Origin of the sequence: Streptomyces olindensis (assembly GCF_040645895.1) — a bacterium.
GTDB lineage: Bacteria > Actinomycetota > Actinomycetes > Streptomycetales > Streptomycetaceae > Streptomyces > Streptomyces olindensis.
This window is the reverse complement of record NZ_JBEYZD010000007.1, coordinates 105,907-123,526: the sequence shown is the minus strand read 5'-3', so window position 1 is coordinate 123,526 and position 17,620 is coordinate 105,907. Positions and strand designations below refer to the sequence as shown.

Genomic DNA, 17,620 nt, shown 5'->3' with positions numbered 1-17,620 from the left:
CGGAAAACGGGGCGCGGCCCTTGGGAACACCGGGTTTGACCGGCAGGTCCGGGGGCTACCCGCGCGGTGTGACTTCGACGACATCCCAGCAGGAGCTGTTCCGGTTCCTGGAGGACCGCTTCGCCTGCGCCCAGGCGTGCACCGAGTGCGCGCGGGCCTGCGCGCTGCGCGCGAGCCTCGTGGATCCCGACGGCACCGAGAACCAGGAACTCGTACGACGCAAGGGCATCATGTGCGCGGAGGTCTGCGACGCGACCTGCCGCGTGCTGTCCGAGCAGAACCAGGTGGACGAGAACAGCATCCGCGTCCAGGTGGAGTGGTGCCGGACCGTGTGCCTGGAGGCCGCCCACGCCTTCGATCGGCAGCCGGGTGCGGAGGACTCGGCGGAGGCCTGCCGCGCGTGCGCGCGGGCGTGCACGGACTTCCTCGCGACCCTGGACTGACCCGGCGCCCGCACGCGCCGCGCGACCCCGAGGAGCATGGAGGGGGCATCGCCATTCCCAATTACTGAAACACGTTCTACGGTGTGCGCCGACAGGACCGGTCTGGGAGCCTGGAGGCGCCGTGCACCTCGAATACACGCCCGAGCAGCAGCGGCTGCGCAGCGAACTGCGCGCGTACTTCGCCGAACTCGTCCCGGACCAGGCCTACGCGCGCCACGGCGACCCGGCCGCCCAGAAGCGGTTCTACCGCGAGACCATCCGGCGGCTGGGCGCCGACGGCTGGCTGGGCGTGGGCTGGCCGCGGGAGTACGGCGGGCGCGGCCTGACGGCGATGGAGCAGTTCATCTTCTTCGACGAGGCCGCCCAGGCCGGCGTCCCCCTGCCGCTGATGGCGCTGAACACCGTCGGACCGACGATCATGCAGTACGGCACCGACGAGCAGAAGGCGTACTTCCTGCCGAAGATCCTCTCCGGGGAGATCGACTTCGCCATCGGCTACAGCGAGCCCGGCGCGGGCACGGACCTCGCCGCCCTGCGGACCCGCGCGGTGCGGGAGGGCGACGAGTACGTCGTCGACGGCCAGAAGATCTGGACGACCAACGGCGACACCGCCGACTGGGTGTGGCTGGCCGTGCGCACCGACCCCGAGGCGCCGCCGCACAAGGGCATCACCATGCTCCTGGTGCCGACCTCGGCCCCCGGCTACTCCTGCACCCTCATCAACACCCTCGCCTCGCACGACACCACGGCGAGCTACTACGAGAACGTCCGCGTCCCCGTCTCGCAGCGGGTCGGCGCCGAGAACCAGGGCTGGCGGCTGATCACCAACCAGCTCAACCATGAGCGCGTCACCCTGGCCGCCCACGGCACCATGGCGATCCGCGCCCTGCACGACGTGCAGCGCTGGGCGAGGGAGACCAAGCTCGCCGACGGCCGCCGCGTCGCCGACCTGCCCTGGGTCCGCCGTCTGCTGGCCCGCACCCACGTCCGGCTGGACGCGCTGAAGCTGCTCAACCGGCGGATGGTCGGCGCCGTGCAGGACGGCACGCTCACCCCGCAGGATGCCTCCGCCGTCAAGGTCTACGGCTCCGAGGCCCGGCGCGACGCCTACGCCTGGCTGATGGAGATCGTCGCCGCACCCGGCGCGCTGCGGGAGGGTTCGGCGGGCGCGGTCCTGCACGGCGAACTGGAACGCGGCTACCGCTCGGCGGTCATCTTCACCTTCGGCGGCGGCAACAACGAGATCCAGCGGGAGATCATCGCGTGGATCGGGCTGGGGATGCCGCGGGTACGGCGCTGACACCGTGTGACGAGGATTTTTAGTTGGCACAAAAGAGGGATAGTTGGCACCAAGATCACGATCCTTTCAGAGGTGTTGGCGCATCACCTCGATGCATGCTGCTCGGGCCGCGTTCGATCGGTCCCGGGGGTACGGGATACCGAGGTTCATGCCGCTGTCGGTAGTGATCGGTGGTTGCTGCCAGGCGAGGCTCATCTGCGCGCCGGCTTCCGCTCGCGCCGTGGCCACGAGGGTCGCGTAGGGGCCCGCGACGGTTGTGGCCTCGATCTGGAGCCATGCCTGGTGGAAGGCCATTCGCGCCAGCAGACTGCTGACCTCGTCGGTGAGCTGCTGTCGTACGGCGGACGAGGACTCTGAGCGGCGCCGTATGCGGTACGGCATCTCCAGGTACTCCTCGACCGCCGTCAGTGCCTCGGCGAAGGTCTTGGCCCGGCGTTCCCTTCGTACGGCCCGCTGGTTGAGGGCGTAGGTCAGGAAGGCGCCGAGGAGGGCGATGCACGGGACGATCAGTGCTGCTGTCTCGGCCCAGGTCCATTCGTCGCCCGTCGCCTGTCCCGCCGCGAAGACCTCCACGCACCACTCCCCGGCATGCCGTGAGGCGCATCCTCCACCAACCACCGGCCGCCGTGCTCACCGCCGGTGAGCCGCCAGTAGTGTTCGAGGAACAAGTGTGTGCGGATTATCTCGATGAGGTCCAGAAGGCCCTTGGCGCTGGTCCAGCGCCGCTCTTTAGGGTCGAGCGGGTGCCAGAGGCAGAGGGCGCCGTCGTCGGAATAGCGGTGCTTCGACGGAGCTCCCGGTTTGGCGTGCACCCGCGGGAAGTCCCGGGGATCTTGGCCGTAGGTCGCATAAGGCGGGTTCTCGTAGAAGCGCACCTTGACGCTGACCGGGGCGGGTTCACCTATGACGTCGAGTCCGGACAGTTCGTACGTCAAGGAGCCGCGGTGATACGTGTGACGGAGAGCGAAGCCGAATCGTCGGCGGGCGTCTCGTTCGAGCGGGGCCCACCAGGCAGGCTGGACCCCGTACCAGACCGGCATGGCGTCAGATTCCCCAGGCGCGGGTCGGAGTGACGCGTCCGACGGCGAGGCCCAGACCAGAGGCGGCCGTCCCGCCCGCCCCTACGGCCATGGGGAGACGAGCGGCCTCTTCCTCCGTGGGGTCCGCGTCCGGGATGAGGTCCGGGAGGACCTGATGCAGGGCGTGCTGAGCGCTGAGTGGGCGTCCATCCATCTCCTGCTCGATCGCGAGGTCGATGTAGTCGCGGGCAGTGCACAGCCGCTTGTGTACCTCGCGGCGCGGCATGTTCAGAGGAATGGCGCCGGCCACGCCGGCCGGGTCCGGCGTCGGTCCCTTGTCGAGCTCGTCCGCCGCGTAGATGAAGAACATCTGGAGTGCGTCGATGAGCGGCATCGGTTGGTCGAGGCACCCTAGCGCAAGCGCCTTGATGTTCCAGGAGCACATGGGCTTGCTGTGCTTCGCGTTCCAGTGCTTGAGCAGCCGGACTGTACGAGCGAACGCGACCTTCGTGTCGGCAATCGCTTCGAGCACCATCCGGGTGTGGGTGACCGGGTCGGCGCGGTCCCACTGGTCCGCGATTTTCGTGTTCGGGATGTACAGCCCGCAGCCGGAGGGATGCGGGATCGCGGCCATGATGTCCGCCGTGAAGTCTGGCTGTCCGTACGTCACCGGGTCGCCGAAGCGCACCAGGACGGCGCGGCGCCGGCCGGCGACCTCGATGGTGAGTTTCGGGAACTCGTCGTCGAGATCCTCGTGCACCACATCGCGCACTTTCTCCATCAGGGACAGGGCGCTCTTCTTGCCCGGGCCGTACGGCTTGGCGTCCGTCTTGCTGAGCACGACGCCCAGGTCGACGTCGGTCAGGGGCGTGTTGGCGTCGCCGTGTGCGACGCTCCCGTTGAAGTACGTGGTCGAGCCGGGGAACGCCCGGCGCGCGGACGCAGCCAGGAGTCGGCGGCGGCGCCTCGCCTCGTCGAGTTCCTCGGCCGTTACCTGGATCTTGCGGCGTCCTTCGTCGAGAAGTGACGCCAGGGAGTTGTTACTAGCCATCGGTACCTCCGGTATGCGGCTGGCGGAAGACGCGAGTTGCGCCTCCGGCCCGTGTACTTGGCGTGCTACTTCTCGCGGCGGACGCCCTTGCACGGCCGGCCGCCTGTCTTGCCGTCCGTGAACCTGCCGTTCTCGCCCCGCTTCGTCCATGTGCGCGTCTGTGAATTCCAGACCTGGCTCCGCTGAGAGACGCTGCCACGACGGGAGCCTTTGCCGGTGTTCGTGGCCATGCCTCCACCACCCTTCGTGTCGGACCATCCGTTCGCTTGCGAGATCGGCATTGATTCCGATCTTGCAATCTGGAGGGTAAGGGGTGCGCTTCGACTTTCGCAAGCGTTTCCTGATATGCAAGGATGGGGTCGAAGGGAGGAGATCGTGAGCGAGCGGAACGCTGCAGGACGGTTTGACGCGGTCGCGTTTCACACGGCCCTGGATCGCACGCGTCAGGACCGCGGGCTTCTCTGGAAGGACGTGGCTCAGCAGGCTGGCGTGAGCGCTTCGACGTTGACGCGGTTGGCGCAGGGGCGCCGACCCGATGTCGACGGGCTCGCGGCCCTCGTCACGTGGGCGAATCTGAGCGCGGATGACTTTGTCCGCCGGACCGACGAGCCGCGCAGCCCAGACACTCTGACAAAGGTGGCTACGCACCTGCGGGGCGACCGAAATCTCACGCCCGAGGCCGCAGAGGCCCTCGAAGCTCTGATCACCGTTGCCTACAAGCAGTTGGTGTCTGATCGGCCAGAGTAGGGGAGCTCCCTATGGCGTTGCGTCATGGCTTCAAGGCTGAAGCCAACCGCCTGGCAGTGCAGATGCGCAGAGAGTTGGGGCTCGGCCCCGCCTCACCGCTCGCGCCTTCTCGGCTTGCCAAGCATTTGATGATCCCTGTCCGGATGTTCAGCTCGGCCATAGCGGATGACCCTCGCATTGAGCGACTTCTCACCACCGAACGGGAAGCCGTGAGTGCTCTCACCGTGCACGCCGGTTTCCGGCGACAGATCTGGGTGAACGACTCGCACGACATGGGGCGGCACAACAGCTCGGCCAGCCATGAGATCGCCCATGCCCTCCTGATGCATCCACCCGGCCCGGCGCTCGATGTGCGCGGCTGCAGGCACTGGGACGGGGACATCGAAGAAGAAGCGGATTGGCTGGCCGGAAGCCTATTGATCACGACTGAAGCTGCGTGGTCGATCGCCAGAAGCGCGCTCAGTCCTGAGGCAGCGATGTTCCGGTTCGGGGTCAGCAGGCGGATGCTGACGTGGCGCATGAACATGAGCGGCGCGAGCGCTCGGCGTGATCGGTCCGCGAGTTGAATTGGTGCCTGGCTGTGCCGACGAGCGCGCCAACCCGCCATGACCTGGGTTACTGGGGCGGGCATCACCGGCCATGACTCAGCCGAACTGGGTCTCGCCGACCCCACCACAGTGGGATCGTTCTCGACCGGACGATGAGGTTTCCCTGGAAACCGGGGCGGCGGGCCTTTCGGTGGCGGCCGACGGAACCGGCCCCGCATGCTCAACCCGCTGTGATCGCAATCCCTGCAGCTACTCGAGTTCCGCGGCGCGGAGTAACCGCTCGGAGCAGGATATTTCGCAGTGGGGTGATAGCTGACGAGCCTTCGGCGGAGGGGCAGCCTGCTCCTACGGCGATGGGGACAGTGGAGCGGCCCGCGGTGCGTGGGCTCCTCAACCCGGTCCGCCCAGCATGATCTTCCACACCCGGGTGGCGACCTGCAGGTTGAGGCGGTCCTCCACGCTCGTGAGGTCATGGCCGCTGATCTCACGGATGCGCTGGAGCCGGTAGCGCAGCGTGCTGCGGTGGATCGCCAGGGATTCGGCGGTCTCGGCGTAGTTGCCACCGCAGTCGAAGTACCGGGACAGGGTCTCCACGAGAGCCGTACGGTGCCGGCCGTCGTAGTCGACGAGGGGTCCGAGCCATTCCCGAACGAACGCCTCCAGCTCTTGGTATTCGTTTCCAGGCCCCAGGATGCGATAGAGGCCCAGATCGTCGAAGAACGTCGTGCCGTATCGCCTTCGGGACCGGCGGCGTACCTCCAGGGCGCGCAGTGCTTCCTGGTAGCGGCCGGGGATACCGTCCGGGGTGTCGCAGCGGGCGCTCACCCCGATCGTCCCGTCCGGTGTTCCGGTCTCCCGGGCGAGCGTCTCGTACAAGGCGTGGTCGTGGGGGCTGCCCTCGGCGACCAGGACCACGTGGTCGGAACGCCGAGTCACCAGCGACGGCATGCCCACGGCCGAAGCCGCCCGGCCCACGGTCCGCGCGAAAGCGTCGTCCGCGGCCTGGTTCCTCCACTGCACGACGACCACGTACTGGATGCGGTGCAGGTCGTGTCCGAACGCCTCGGACCGGGCGTAGGCGCTCGCCTCGTCCGTGCCCCCCAGGAGATCGTCGACCAGTTCGCGGCGCAGTCGCAGCTCGGCCTCCGCCAGATGGCGCAGGTGCGACAGTTCCACGGCGAGTGACGTGGCGGCGTGCTCCAGCGCGAACACGGTGTACTCGTCGGCGTCGTCCTCGGGATCGACCAGGGCCAGTACTCCGAGGACCTCACCGCGGGGGCGTACCAGGGAGATCAGCCGGTCGTCGATGCGCACGGGTCCGCCTCTCCGGGCGACCTGCTGGAGCATCTCCTCATGGCGTGCGGGGTCCGGTTCCGGATAGGGGTCGGGCCGGCCGGGACCGGTCCAGGACCGCAGTCGTCCGAAGCGGTCCTCCACCAGCACGGGAAACCCGGTGAGCCCATGCAGCGCGCTGATGATGGCCTCCTCGCCGCCGCCCGAGGCCGCGACCTCGGCGAGGGCCTCGTGCACGGCCCGTTGATATCCCAGCTCGACCACGAAAGAGACCAACCGCTGCTGAAGTGTTGCCCGTTCCCGTCGCAGTCGGTGTAGCTCCAGGGCGTCCTCCCGCTGGCGGCGGTGCGCGACGGCAACCGACAGGGCCGCGGCGGTGAGGCGTACGAGCGTGGCGAGCAGGAAGTGCTGGGCCTCGGTAGGCCGCGAGCGAGACGTCACCACAAGGTAGCCATGCAGTCCACCGGGTCCTTGCAGGGCCAAGGCCCTGCCCCTGGACCGGCCGGGAACGGTTACGGGGACGTCCCGCCCTGTCAGCTCTCGCACCGTCCGGTCCACGGCTGGCGCATGACCCGGCCCGACCTGCGGGCTGGGGACCATATGGCCGTGCACCCTGAGGTATCCGGCCTCGGCTCTGAACGGGCCGACAGCCGACACGTGGTTCATGGCCAGGCGCAGGATCTCGCTTTCGTCCCGAGTGTCGAACAGAGCGCGAGAGACTGCCGGCCACTTGTGGGATGCCAGGGTCGAAAGGGGCGGGCGAGACCCGCGCCGCGAGATCGTGGGGTGCTGTCCCAGACGGCCCGGCGGAAGGCCGCCTTCCCGGTGGGGACGGTGTCGGTACCTGCTCCGGCCCCTGAAGCTGGCCATGGGATTGCTCCCTTCCCTGAGCCCCCATAGAGGTGACAGCGCCTCTTCGCCTTCCCCGACCAAGGTACCTGAGATGTCCGGCGTGTCCCTCTCGTGCTCGCGGGGGGACGGGCTCCGTTGTTCTTTGACCTGCCGGGTGCAGGCGCAGAGCTGCTCGGTTCGCGAGTCTGGGGGGCGTGCCGGGGCCGCCGTGCACACGGGCAGGAAGGACTGGGCGATGAGCGAGCAGCCTCGTAGGCCCGTCGCCACGTACGAGACGTACCAGGAAGCCGAACGCGCCGTCGACCACCTCTCGGACCAGGGGTTTCCCGTGCAGCGGGTGGCCATCATCGGACAGGACGTCAGGCTCGTCGAGCAGGTCGTCGGCCGTATGGACTACGGCAGGGCCGCCCTGCACGGAGCGGCGAGCGGGGCCCTTCCCGGAGCGCTGATCGGCTGGCTCTTCGGCCTGGTCGACTGGGTGGACCCGCTCGTATCCGCCCTGCTCGTCGCCCTCTACGGCCTGATTTTCGGAGCGATCGTGGGCGCGCTGTTCGGCCTGCTGCTGTACGCCCTGCAGGGCGGCCGACGGGACTTCGCCTCCGTCCGCTCGATGCAGCCCAGCCGGTACGACGTCGTCGTGGACGAAGCGGTCGCCGACGAGGCGGTACGGCTGCTCGGCGGGTTGCGGACCGCCGGTGCCGGTGGACGTCCCGCCCCTACCTGAACGATCGGATCTGCAGTGCCGGCGCTTGCCGCCGCACGGGAGGAGTTCCTCATGGCCAAGGCAGTGGGCATCGACCTGGGCACCACGAACTCGGTGATCGCCGTGTGGGAGGGCGGCGAAGCTTCCGTCGTGCCCAACACCGAGGGCAACCGTACGACGCCCTCCGTGGTGGCCTTCACCGACACCGGGGAACGGCTGGTGGGTCAGCTGGCCCGGCGCCAGGCGATCCTCAATCCCAAAGGCACCATCTACTCGGCCAAGCGGTTCATCGGCCGGCACTTCGACGAGATCCCGGACGAGGCCAGGGCGGTGGCGTACGACGTCGTCGAGGGCCCGGGCGGCGTCGCCCGCTTCAAGGTGCGCGACAAGCTTTACGCGCCCGAGGAGATCAGCGCCCAGGTACTGCGCAAACTCGCCGACGACGCCTCCAAGCAGCTCGGGGAACGGGTCACGGAGGCGGTCATCACCGTGCCCGCCTACTTCAACGACGCCCAGCGCACCGCCACCAAGGACGCCGGGCGGATCGCGGGACTGGAGGTGCTGCGGATCATCAACGAGCCGACCGCGGCCGCGCTGGCGTACGGCATGGACAAAAAGCAGCACGAGACGGTGCTGGTCTTCGACCTCGGCGGCGGCACGTTCGATGTGAGCATCCTCGACGTCGGCGACGGCGTGGTGGAGGTGCGTTCCACGGCGGGCGACAGTCATCTGGGCGGTGACGACTTCGACCGGCGTCTGGTGGATTACCTCGCGGACGACTTCCAGAAGGAGAACGGCATCGATCTGCGCAAGGACCCGCAGGCCCTGCAGCGCCTGTTCGAAGCGGCGGAGAAGGCCAAGACCGAGCTGAGCTCGGTGACGCAGACACAGGTCAGCCTGCCGTTCATCACGGCCGATGCCTCGGGGCCCAAGCACCTCACCGACTCGGTCATGCGGTCCACGTTCGAGCAGATCACCAGCGACCTGGTAGAGCGGTGCCTGGGGCCGGTCCAACAGGCCATGGCCGACGCCAAGGTGGGCGAGAGTGACATCGACGAGGTCATCCTCGTCGGGGGTTCCACCCGTATCCCCGCCGTCCAGGCCCTCGTGCGCCGGCTGACCGGCGGCAAGGAACCCAACATGAGCGTCAACCCCGACGAGGTCGTGGCCCTGGGTGCCGCGATCCAGGCCGGGGTGCTCAAGGGCGAGGTCAAGGACGTCCTGCTGCTCGATGTCACGCCCCTGTCGCTGGGTGTCGAGACACGCGGCGGCGTGATGACGAAGATCATCGAGCGGAACACCACCATCCCCGTGCGCCGCACCGAGACCTTCTCCACCGCCGAGGACAACCAGCCCGCCGTCGACATCGTCGTCCTGCAGGGCGAGCGCGAACGGGCCGCCGACAACCGGGTGCTCGGCCGCTTCCAGCTCACCGACATCCGCCCGGCGCCGCGCGGCGAAGCGCAGATCGAGGTCACCTTCGACATCGACGCCAACGGCATTCTCAACGTCAAGGCCCGAGACCGGGACACCGGCAAGGAACAGGGCATCACCATCACCGAGAGCTCCAACCTCGACCGTGGCGAAGTCGAACGCATGGTCCAGGAGGCCGAGCGCAACCAGGGCCAGGACAAGGCCCTGCGCGAGGCCGTCGATGCCCGCAACGAACTCGACGCCGTCGCGTACCAGGTCGAAAAGCGCCTCGCCGAGCTGGGCGACGGCGCACCCGCGCACGAGAAGGCACGCGCCGAGATGCTGGTGTCGGACGCCCGGGCGGCGGTCAAGGAGGAGGCAGGTGTGGAGCGGGTGCGGCCCCTGACCTCTGAACTCCAGCAGGTGCTGTCAGGGCTGGTGGCGCATCAGGCCGACGCCACCACGGGCGGTCCCGACCAGTACACCACCGGGGACGGCGCGACCGGTGGCGGCCCGAGTGGCGGTGGCGGTGACGACGACGTCATCGACGCCGAGTTCGACAAGGACTGAGGAACCGCCATGCCGATCCACCCCAGGGAATCCGACCCCGTCGTGCCGGACCCGGCCGACCCGGCTCCGGAGGGCGCCGTACGCCCTCCCCGAGGGGATCTTCCGCGCTCCGGCCCGCCGACCGGGCCGGGGCCTGAGACGGACGAGGAACCCGGCCCCGACGCGGCCGGCGGCCCCGCACCGTCCGAGGACGAGCCCACGGCCGAGCTCAAGGAACTCGAGGACCGCTGGCGGCGCGCGCTCGCCGACCTCGACAACCTCCGCAAGCGCCACACCAGGGAACTGGAGCGGGAGCGGACGGCCGAGCGGTCCCGCACGGCCGCCGCCTTCCTGCCCGTCCTGGACAACCTCGAACTCGCCCTGACCCATGCCGGATCCGACCCCGGCGCGATCGTCGAGGGCGTCCGGGCCGTTCGCGACCAAGCGGTGAACGTCCTCGAACTGCTCGGCTACCCGCGGCACGCGGAGACCGGCGTCGCCTTCGACCCGGCCCGGCACGAGGTCGTCGGCGTCGTCCAGGACCCCGACGCCCCACCGGGCACGGTCGTCGAGGTGCTCCGCCCGGGCTACGGGGACGGTGAACGCCAGCTCAGGCCCGCCGCCGTGACTGTCGCGAAGCGGGAGTGACCAGTCATGGCACGGGACTTCTACGAAGCGCTGGGCGTGTCACGGACCGCGAGCCAGGACGAGATCCAGCAGGCATACCGCAAACTCGCCCGCAAGTACCACCCGGACGTCAACAAGGACCCGGGGGCGGAGGAACGCTTCAAGGACCTCAACGAGGCATACAGCGTCCTGTCGGACCCCAAGACACGGGCCCGTTACGACCGCTTCGGCGAGGACTTCCGGAAGGTCCCCGAGGACTGGGAGGAGCGGGTCGGTGCCGGCGCGGGGCCCGGCGGCGGCTTCCGTGCTCGGAGGACCGCGGGCGCGGGCGGCCCCCATGTCCGGTACACCGGCTTCGGCGACGACTTCGCAGCGGAGGGCGTCGACATCGAGGACCTGCTCGGCTCGCTCTTCGGAGCCGGCGGCGCCCCCGGCGGTGTACCGGGAGCCGACCAGGAGGCCGAGCTGCCGCTCACCATCGAGGAGGCCTACAGGGGCGGCCGCCGCACCGTCACGCTCGCCGGCCCCACCGGGCAGCCGCGGCGGTACGAGGTCGACGTACCGCCCGGCGTCACCGACGGGCAGCGCATCCGTCTGGCGGGCGAGGGCGGCCGGGGCAGTGGTGACGCCGCCGCGGGCGACCTGTACCTGCGGGTGCGTATCCAGCCCCACCCCCGGTTCCGGCTGGACGGCCGTGACGTCCACGTACAGGTCCCCATCACCCCCTGGGAGGCGGCCCTGGGTGCGACTGTGCCGGTGCCCACCCCCGGCGGCGGCACGGCCAAGGTCACGGTGCCCGCGGGCTCCTCCAGCGGCCGGCGACTGCGGCTGCGCGGCGAGGGCATGCCGAACCCGCGCGGCGCGAACGGCGACCTGTACGCCGAACTCCGTGTCATGGTGCCGCCCGCCCTCGGCGACCGGGAGCGCGAGCTGTTCGAGGAGCTCGCCGCCACCTCTGCGTACGACCCCAGGAGGACCTGATGAGCGACCGACCCTCATGGGCGGCGACCGGCGGTCGGACCGCCCGGGCCGACGCGGGCGGGCGTCCCGTACGGACGAGCGCCGGCTCCACGGCGGTGCGGTACGCGCTCGTCCCCGTGCCCAGGCTTTCCCTGGACACCGTGGCCCGCCGCTCGGGCCTCCACCCCGACCTGGTCCGCCGGTTCGTCGCCCTCGGCCTGGTCGACGCCGAACGCGACGCCGCGGGGCACCTCGTGTTCGACCCCGCGGCCCCGGCGATCCTCGCCCGCGTCCAGCGGCTGCGCTCCGGACTCTGCCTCAACTATGCATCCATCGGTCTGGTGCTCGACCTGCTCGACCGCATCAGCCTGCTCGAAGCCGCACTGCGCGACCGCGGCAGGAGGAGTGACTCACCCCCATGGACATGAACCGTCTCACCCAGAAGTCACAGGAAGCCCTCCAGGAGGCGCAGACCGCCGCCGTCCGCATGGGCCAGACCGAGGTCGACGGTGAGCATCTGCTGCTCGCGCTCCTCGACCAGGAGGACGGCCTGATCCCGCGGCTGCTGCAACAGGCGGGCAGGGAGCCCGAAGAGCTCCGTGCGGCTGTGCGTGAGGAGCTTTCCCGCCGGCCCAAGGTGACCGGCCCGGCCGCGGCGCCGGGCCAGGTGTTCGTCACCCAGCGCCTGTCCCGGCTGCTGGACGCGGCCGAGCGGGAGGCCAAACGCCTCAAGGACGAGTACGTGTCCGTGGAGCACCTCCTGCTGGCCCTGGCCGAGGAGGGCTCGTCCACCGCCGCCGGACGGCTGCTCAAGGAGCACGGCATCACCCGGGACTCGTTCCTGAGCGCGCTGACCCAGGTCCGTGGCAACCAGCGCGTGACCTCGGCAAACCCCGAAGTGGCCTACGAGGCGCTGGAGAAGTACGGCCGCGACCTGGTCGCCGAGGCCAGGGACGGCAAACTCGACCCGGTCATCGGGCGGGACGCCGAGATCCGCCGCGTCACCCAGATCCTCAGCCGCAAGTCCAAGAACAACCCGGTCCTCATCGGCGACCCCGGCGTCGGCAAGACCGCCATCGTCGAGGGCCTCGCCCAGCGCATCGTCCGCGGCGATGTGCCCGAAGGACTGCGCGACAAGACCGTGTTCGCACTCGACATGGGATCCCTGGTGGCCGGGGCGAAGTACCGGGGCGAGTTCGAGGAACGCCTCAAGGCCGTGCTGTCCGAGGTGAAGGCCGCCCAGGGGCGCATCCTGCTCTTCGTCGACGAACTCCACACCGTCGTAGGTGCGGGCGCCGCCGAAGGAGCCATGGACGCGGGCAACATGCTCAAGCCGATGCTCGCCCGCGGCGAACTCCACATGATCGGTGCCACCACCCTCGACGAGTACCGCAAGCACATCGAGAAGGACGCCGCCCTCGAACGCCGCTTCCAGCAGGTCCTGGTCGAAGAGCCGAGCGTGGAGGACACCATCTCCATCCTGCGCGGACTGCGCGAACGCCTGGAAATCTTCCACGGCGTGAAGATCCAGGACACCGCGCTGGTATCCGCGGCCACCCTCAGCCACCGCTACATCACCGATCGGTTCCTGCCCGACAAGGCCATCGACCTCGTGGACGAGGCGTGCGCCCGGTTGCGTACCGAGATCGACTCGATGCCCGCCGAACTCGACGAGATCACCCGCCGCGTCACCCGACTGGAGATCGAGGAGGCCGCCCTCTCCAAGGAGACCGATCCCGCCAGCAAAACCCGCCTGGAGGAGCTGCGCAGGGAACTGGCCGACCTGCGCGGCGAGGCCGACGCCAAGCACGCCCAGTGGGAGGCCGAACGGCAGGCCATCCGCCGCGTGCAGGAACTGCGCCAGGAACTGGAGCAGGTCCGCCACGAGGCGGAGGAGGCCGAACGCGCCTACGACCTCAACCGCGCCGCCGAACTCCGCTACGGCCGCCTCCAGGACCTGGAGCGCCGACTCGCCGCAGAGGAGGAGCAACTCGCCGCGAAGCAAGGGGAGAACCGGCTGCTGCGTGAGGTCGTCACTGAGGAGGAGATCGCTGAGATCGTCGCCGCCTGGACCGGCGTTCCCGTCGCCCGCCTCCAGGAGGGCGAACGCGAGAAGCTGCTGCGCCTCGACGAGATCCTGCGCGAGCGCGTCATCGGCCAGGACGAGGCCGTTCAGCTCGTCGCCGACGCCATCATCCGCGCCCGCTCCGGCATCCGCGACCCTCGCCGCCCCATCGGCTCGTTCATCTTCCTCGGCCCCACCGGCGTCGGGAAGACCGAGCTGGCCAAGACCCTGGCCCGGGCCCTGTTCGACTCCGAGGAGAACATGGTCCGCCTCGACATGAGCGAGTACCAGGAGCGGCACACCGTCAGCCGGCTGATGGGCGCCCCGCCCGGATACATCGGCTACGAGGAGGGCGGACAGCTCACCGAGGCCGTACGCCGCAAGCCGTACTCGGTTGTGCTGTTCGACGAGATCGAGAAGGCGCACACCGATGTCTTCAACACCCTGCTGCAGATCCTCGACGACGGCCGCATCACCGACGCTCAGGGCCACACCGTCGACTTCCGCAACACCGTGATCATCATGACGTCCAACATCGGCTCCGAGCACCTCCTCGACGGCGCCACCGCCGAGGGTGAAATCAAGCCGGACGCCCGCGCCCTGGTGATGGGTGAGCTGCGCGGGCACTTCCGTCCGGAGTTCCTCAACCGCGTCGACGACATCGTGCTGTTCAAGCCGCTCGGTGAGCGGCAGATCGAGCGGATCGTGGAGCTGCAGTTCGACGAGCTGCGGCAGCGGGTCGCCGAACGCCGCATCACCGTCGAACTCACCGACACGGCAAGGGAGTTGATCGCCCACCAGGGCTACGACCCGGTGTACGGGGCCCGGCCGTTGCGGCGCTACATCTCCCACGAGGTCGAGACGCTGGTCGGGCGCGCCCTGCTGCGCGGCGACGTACAGGACGGCGCGAAGGTCCGCGTCGACGCCGAGCACGGCGAGCTGGTGGTCACTTACGACCAGCCCGAGGACGAGAAGGGAGCGAGGGCGGCATGAGCACCGTGCAGGCCACCAACATCACCTGCCCGCACTGCGGGCGCACCAACCGGGTACCCGTGGCCGCCGAGGGCCGCCCCACGTGCGGCAACTGCAAGCAGCCGCTGCCGTGGATGGCCGACGCGGGCGACGACGACTTCACCGAGGTCGTCGAGCAGGCCACCGTGCCCGTCGTCGTCGACCTGTGGGCCACCTGGTGCGGCCCCTGCCGCATGGTGAGCCCCGCGCTGGAGAAGGTCGCCGCCGATCTTGCGGGAAAGATCAAGCTGGTCAAGGTCGACATCGACAAGAACCCGCGGCTGGCGCAGCGGTTCGAGGTCCAGGCGGTACCGACGCTGTTGGTCCTCGACAGAGGACAGACCATCGCACGGCAGGCGGGTGCCGCACCTGCCCCTGCCCTGCAGCGGTGGGTGGAGCAGTCGATCGCGGGACGCGAACCGGCCGGGAAAGGGTGATCAGCCATGACCGTACGAACCGATCCCCACCTCGCCCTCGTCCGGCCGGTCCAGCCACTGACCCCCGAGGGGTGTCAGGAGTGTCTGCTGCTCGGCTCCCCGTGGGTTCACCTCAGGCTCTGCCTGACCTGCGGCCACGTCGGCTGCTGCGACTCCTCGCCCAACCGGCACGCGCGCCGTCACGCCGCCGCCGACGGCCATCCGATCGTGGCGTCGCTGGAGCCCGGCGAGGACTGGCGGTGGTGCTTCGCCCACGAGGCGTTCGTGTGATGGCCGGCGACGAGACGCGGCCGGGCGCAGCGCCTGTGCCGGCCGAGGCGGAGGAGAGCGTCCCCTTCGAGACCGCTGACATCTACGGCGCCTATCCCCGTCTGCCGGATGACCAGATGGCCCGTTTGGCGCAGCACGGTCGGCGGCGCGCTGTTGACGCCGGTGATGTGCTGATCCGGGAGGGGGAGCCGTGCGAGACGTTCTACGTCGTCCTCAGTGGTTCGGTCGCCATCGTCGAGGGTTACGGCACGACCGGTGAACGCCTGCTGCGTGTGCACGGCCCCGGCCGCTTCATCGGGGAACTCGGTCTCCTGAACGGGCAGGTGGCCTTCTACACCGCCGTGATCAGGGACCCCGGTGAGGTCCTCGCCCTGTCCATGGATCAGCTGCGTGACCTGGTGGCCCGGGACTCCGTCCTTGGCGATGTGGTTCTGCGCGCCTGCCTGGGCCGCCGTGCTCTGCTCGTCGGACAGGGCGCCGGTTTCCGCATCATCGGCTCGCGCTATTCGCCTGACACCCGGCGGCTGCGCGAGTTCGCCGCCCGCAACCGGCTGCCGCACCGCTGGATCGATCTGGAGACCGACGAGGAGGCCGAGGAACTGCTGCGCCGCTTCGGCGTCGGCCCGGCGGAGACACCGCTCGTCATCTGGCGGGACACCACTCTGCTGCGCAACCCCAGTAACGCGGAACTGGCCCGGCTCATGGGCCTGCCCTCGCTGCCTGCCGGAAACCATCACGGCGATCTCCTGATCATCGGCTCCGGACCCGCTGGTCTCGCCGCCGCGGTGAACGCCGCCTCGGAGGGCCTGGACACGACCGTGGTCGAGGCCATGGCCAGCGGCGGCCGGGCCGCCACGTCGTCCCGCATCGAGAATCTGCTCGGCTTCCCCTCCGGCATCTCCGGCGCCGAACTCACCGAACGCGCTGTGCTCCAGGCCGACAAGTTCGGCGCCAGGATCAGCGTCCCGGCGGAGGCGGCTCAGGTCGAACCGCGGGACGGGCACTACGCCGTCGGGTTCGCCGACGGAAGCGAGATCACCGCCCGTACCGTCGTCCTGGCCACCGGCGCCCGCTACCGCCGCCTCCACGTGCCCGGCATCGAACGCCTGGAGGGAACGAGCGTCCACTACTCGGCGACCGTCTACGAGGCCCAGCAGTGCAGCACCGACCCGGTGGCCGTCGTCGGCGGAGGCAACTCCGCCGGCCAAGCCGTGCTCTTCCTGGCGGGATACGCACCGCAGGTGAATCTGCTCGTCCGTGGGCCGAGCCTCGAGGCGCACATGTCCCGCTACCTGATCGATCAGGTCGAGCGCCACCCGCGGGTGCGCGTGCTGCTGCACACCGAGATGACCGAGGCGTTCGGCGACAAGGTGCTGGAGGAGGTCACCGTGGTCGACCACCGTACGGGCGAGCACCGTCGGCTCGCGGTGCGGGCCCTGTTCGTCTTCACCGGCGCCGACCCCCACACCGAGTGGCTGTCCGGCGCGCTCGCCCTCGACGCGCGCGGCTTCGTGCTCACCGGCGCGGAGGCGCAGGCCTGCTCCGTCCCCGGACTGTGGCAGAGCCAGGGCCGCGACTGCCTGACGTTGGAGACCAGCTTGCCTGGTGTCTTCGCCGCAGGCGACGTCCGCAGCGGCTCGGTGAAACGCGTGGCCTCCGCGGTCGGCGAAGGCGCGATGAGCATCCACTTCGTGCATCGCTACCTGGGCCACACGGCCACGCCCGGCGGCACCGACAGCTCACCGCACACCCGTCCGAAGGAGTCCGCTTGGCTCGCATGACACCGAGCGGGCGATGAGATCACGAGAAGGAGAAGGAGGCGATGGGAATGGCCACGCCCGTCCGGCGCCACCGCGGTGGCGCAGTGCAGGACAGGCCCCTTGGCTGGGCACGCAATCCGCTGACGGAGTTCGACCAACTGCTCAGCGAGATGAGCGGACTGATCGAATCCACGGTGGGAGGCGCGGCGCCCGCAGTCGCGTGGACACCCCTCGCGGATGTCACGGAGGCCGACGACGCATTCCACATCGAGATTGAACTCCCCGGCGTCAAGAGCAAGGACATCGACGTCGAAGCGAACGGCCAGGAGCTGGTGGTCACCGGAGAGATCAAGGAGAAGGAACGCAAAGGCGTCCTGCGCCGGAGCACCCGCCGCACCGGAGCCTTCGAGTACCGGCTGCGGCTGCCCGGAGAGGTCGACACCGAAAAGATCAACGCGCGGATGTCGGACGGGGTGCTCACCATCAGCGTCCCCAAGGCCGAGGTCGCAAAGCCCCGGCACGTCGAGATCAGCGAGACGAGTGAAAGCACCGGGAGCAGCGGCTGAGACGCG

General features: G+C 69.5%; 17 protein-coding genes. 14 read left to right on the top strand and 3 right to left on the bottom strand.

Features of this window, described 5'->3' with window-relative positions:
- Positions 1 to 68: 68 nt before the first annotated feature.
- Complete coding sequence (locus ABZ948_RS06285) at positions 69 to 443, top strand: four-helix bundle copper-binding protein (protein WP_359757742.1); 375 nt, start codon at positions 69 to 71, stop codon at positions 441 to 443.
- Between the two features lie 121 nt (positions 444 to 564).
- Positions 565 to 1,743 (top strand): acyl-CoA dehydrogenase family protein, encoded by a 1,179-nt coding sequence (locus tag ABZ948_RS06280; RefSeq protein WP_359757740.1) that lies wholly within the window; start codon positions 565 to 567, stop codon positions 1,741 to 1,743.
- A gap of 66 nt (positions 1,744 to 1,809) precedes the next feature.
- Here ABZ948_RS06280 and ABZ948_RS06275 read toward each other — a convergent pair whose 3' ends face one another.
- Positions 1,810 to 2,316, bottom strand: a complete 507-nt coding sequence (locus ABZ948_RS06275; protein WP_359636227.1) for a hypothetical protein — start codon at positions 2,314 to 2,316, stop codon at positions 1,810 to 1,812.
- A 471-nt stretch (positions 2,317 to 2,787) separates the two neighbouring features.
- Positions 2,788 to 3,813, bottom strand: a complete 1,026-nt coding sequence (locus ABZ948_RS06270) for a nucleotidyltransferase family protein (protein WP_359757738.1) — start codon at positions 3,811 to 3,813, stop codon at positions 2,788 to 2,790.
- Between the two features lie 375 nt (positions 3,814 to 4,188).
- Here ABZ948_RS06270 and ABZ948_RS06265 point away from each other — a divergent pair, with 375 nt between their 5' ends.
- On the top strand, positions 4,189 to 4,560 hold the full coding sequence (locus ABZ948_RS06265) for a helix-turn-helix domain-containing protein (RefSeq protein ID WP_359757736.1): 372 nt from the start codon (positions 4,189 to 4,191) through the stop codon (positions 4,558 to 4,560).
- An 11-nt stretch (positions 4,561 to 4,571) separates the two neighbouring features.
- Complete coding sequence (locus ABZ948_RS06260) at positions 4,572 to 5,126, top strand: ImmA/IrrE family metallo-endopeptidase (RefSeq protein WP_359757731.1); 555 nt, start codon at positions 4,572 to 4,574, stop codon at positions 5,124 to 5,126.
- A 372-nt stretch (positions 5,127 to 5,498) separates the two neighbouring features.
- On the opposite strand, the gene ABZ948_RS06255 is transcribed toward ABZ948_RS06260, so the two are convergent.
- A complete protein-coding gene (locus ABZ948_RS06255) occupies positions 5,499 to 7,271 on the bottom strand; it encodes a PucR family transcriptional regulator (protein ID WP_359757729.1) in 1,773 nt (590 codons plus the stop codon).
- A 217-nt stretch (positions 7,272 to 7,488) separates the two neighbouring features.
- Between ABZ948_RS06255 and ABZ948_RS06250 the strand changes: the two genes are divergently transcribed.
- Genes ABZ948_RS06250 through ABZ948_RS06205 form a run of 10 tightly spaced genes read left to right on the top strand, consistent with a single transcriptional unit; the run spans position 7,489 to position 17,614 of the window.
- Positions 7,489 to 7,977 carry a general stress protein gene (locus ABZ948_RS06250; RefSeq protein ID WP_298552286.1) on the top strand — a complete coding sequence of 163 codons (489 nt, stop codon included), beginning with the start codon at positions 7,489 to 7,491 and terminating at the stop codon, positions 7,975 to 7,977.
- A 51-nt stretch (positions 7,978 to 8,028) separates the two neighbouring features.
- Positions 8,029 to 9,939: a molecular chaperone DnaK gene (dnaK, locus tag ABZ948_RS06245; protein WP_358315598.1), complete on the top strand. Its 1,911-nt coding sequence runs from the start codon at positions 8,029 to 8,031 to the stop codon at positions 9,937 to 9,939.
- Positions 9,940 to 9,948: 9 nt separating this feature from the next.
- Positions 9,949 to 10,566 carry a nucleotide exchange factor GrpE gene (locus tag ABZ948_RS06240; RefSeq protein WP_358315595.1) on the top strand — a complete coding sequence of 206 codons (618 nt, stop codon included), beginning with the start codon at positions 9,949 to 9,951 and terminating at the stop codon, positions 10,564 to 10,566.
- Positions 10,567 to 10,572: 6 nt separating this feature from the next.
- On the top strand, positions 10,573 to 11,526 hold the full coding sequence (locus tag ABZ948_RS06235; RefSeq protein ID WP_359757726.1) for a DnaJ C-terminal domain-containing protein: 954 nt from the start codon (positions 10,573 to 10,575) through the stop codon (positions 11,524 to 11,526).
- Positions 11,526 to 11,933: a chaperone modulator CbpM gene (locus ABZ948_RS06230; RefSeq protein WP_189591915.1), complete on the top strand. Its 408-nt coding sequence runs from the start codon at positions 11,526 to 11,528 to the stop codon at positions 11,931 to 11,933. The genes ABZ948_RS06235 and ABZ948_RS06230 overlap by 1 nt, the downstream gene beginning before the upstream one ends.
- Positions 11,924 to 14,563, top strand: a complete 2,640-nt coding sequence (gene clpB / locus ABZ948_RS06225) for an ATP-dependent chaperone ClpB (RefSeq protein WP_359757723.1) — start codon at positions 11,924 to 11,926, stop codon at positions 14,561 to 14,563. The genes ABZ948_RS06230 and clpB overlap by 10 nt, the downstream gene beginning before the upstream one ends.
- Entirely contained in the window at positions 14,560 to 15,018 is a 459-nt protein-coding gene (gene trxA, locus ABZ948_RS06220) for a thioredoxin (protein ID WP_359757721.1), read from the top strand. The genes clpB and trxA overlap by 4 nt, the downstream gene beginning before the upstream one ends.
- Positions 15,019 to 15,024: 6 nt before the next feature.
- Complete coding sequence (locus tag ABZ948_RS06215; RefSeq protein ID WP_359636245.1) at positions 15,025 to 15,288, top strand: UBP-type zinc finger domain-containing protein; 264 nt, start codon at positions 15,025 to 15,027, stop codon at positions 15,286 to 15,288.
- Positions 15,288 to 17,069 (top strand): FAD-dependent oxidoreductase, encoded by a 1,782-nt coding sequence (locus ABZ948_RS06210; protein ID WP_359636246.1) that lies wholly within the window; start codon positions 15,288 to 15,290, stop codon positions 17,067 to 17,069. The genes ABZ948_RS06215 and ABZ948_RS06210 overlap by 1 nt, the downstream gene beginning before the upstream one ends.
- Positions 17,070 to 17,116: 47 nt before the next feature.
- Positions 17,117 to 17,614, top strand: coding sequence for an Hsp20/alpha crystallin family protein (locus ABZ948_RS06205; protein WP_359757719.1), 498 nt, complete (start codon positions 17,117 to 17,119; stop codon positions 17,612 to 17,614).
- Positions 17,615 to 17,620 lie beyond the last annotated feature (6 nt).

Excerpts from the sequence above, each read along its gene's own strand:
- ABZ948_RS06270 (WP_359757738.1), bottom strand. The coding sequence starts at position 3,813 with ATGGCTAGTAACAACTCCCTGGCGTCACTTCTCGACGAAGGACGCCGC.
- ABZ948_RS06260 (WP_359757731.1), top strand. The coding sequence starts at position 4,572 with ATGGCGTTGCGTCATGGCTTCAAGGCTGAAGCCAACCGCCTGGCAGTG.
- ABZ948_RS06255 (WP_359757729.1), bottom strand. The coding sequence starts at position 7,271 with ATGGCCAGCTTCAGGGGCCGGAGCAGGTACCGACACCGTCCCCACCGG.
- ABZ948_RS06250 (WP_298552286.1), top strand. The coding sequence starts at position 7,489 with ATGAGCGAGCAGCCTCGTAGGCCCGTCGCCACGTACGAGACGTACCAG.
- dnaK (WP_358315598.1), top strand. The coding sequence starts at position 8,029 with ATGGCCAAGGCAGTGGGCATCGACCTGGGCACCACGAACTCGGTGATC.
- ABZ948_RS06240 (WP_358315595.1), top strand. The coding sequence starts at position 9,949 with ATGCCGATCCACCCCAGGGAATCCGACCCCGTCGTGCCGGACCCGGCC.
- ABZ948_RS06235 (WP_359757726.1), top strand. The coding sequence starts at position 10,573 with ATGGCACGGGACTTCTACGAAGCGCTGGGCGTGTCACGGACCGCGAGC.
- ABZ948_RS06230 (WP_189591915.1), top strand. The coding sequence starts at position 11,526 with ATGAGCGACCGACCCTCATGGGCGGCGACCGGCGGTCGGACCGCCCGG.
- clpB (WP_359757723.1), top strand. The coding sequence starts at position 11,924 with ATGGACATGAACCGTCTCACCCAGAAGTCACAGGAAGCCCTCCAGGAG.
- trxA (WP_359757721.1), top strand. The coding sequence starts at position 14,560 with ATGAGCACCGTGCAGGCCACCAACATCACCTGCCCGCACTGCGGGCGC.
- ABZ948_RS06215 (WP_359636245.1), top strand. The coding sequence starts at position 15,025 with ATGACCGTACGAACCGATCCCCACCTCGCCCTCGTCCGGCCGGTCCAG.
- ABZ948_RS06210 (WP_359636246.1), top strand. The coding sequence starts at position 15,288 with ATGGCCGGCGACGAGACGCGGCCGGGCGCAGCGCCTGTGCCGGCCGAG.
- ABZ948_RS06205 (WP_359757719.1), top strand. The coding sequence starts at position 17,117 with ATGGCCACGCCCGTCCGGCGCCACCGCGGTGGCGCAGTGCAGGACAGG.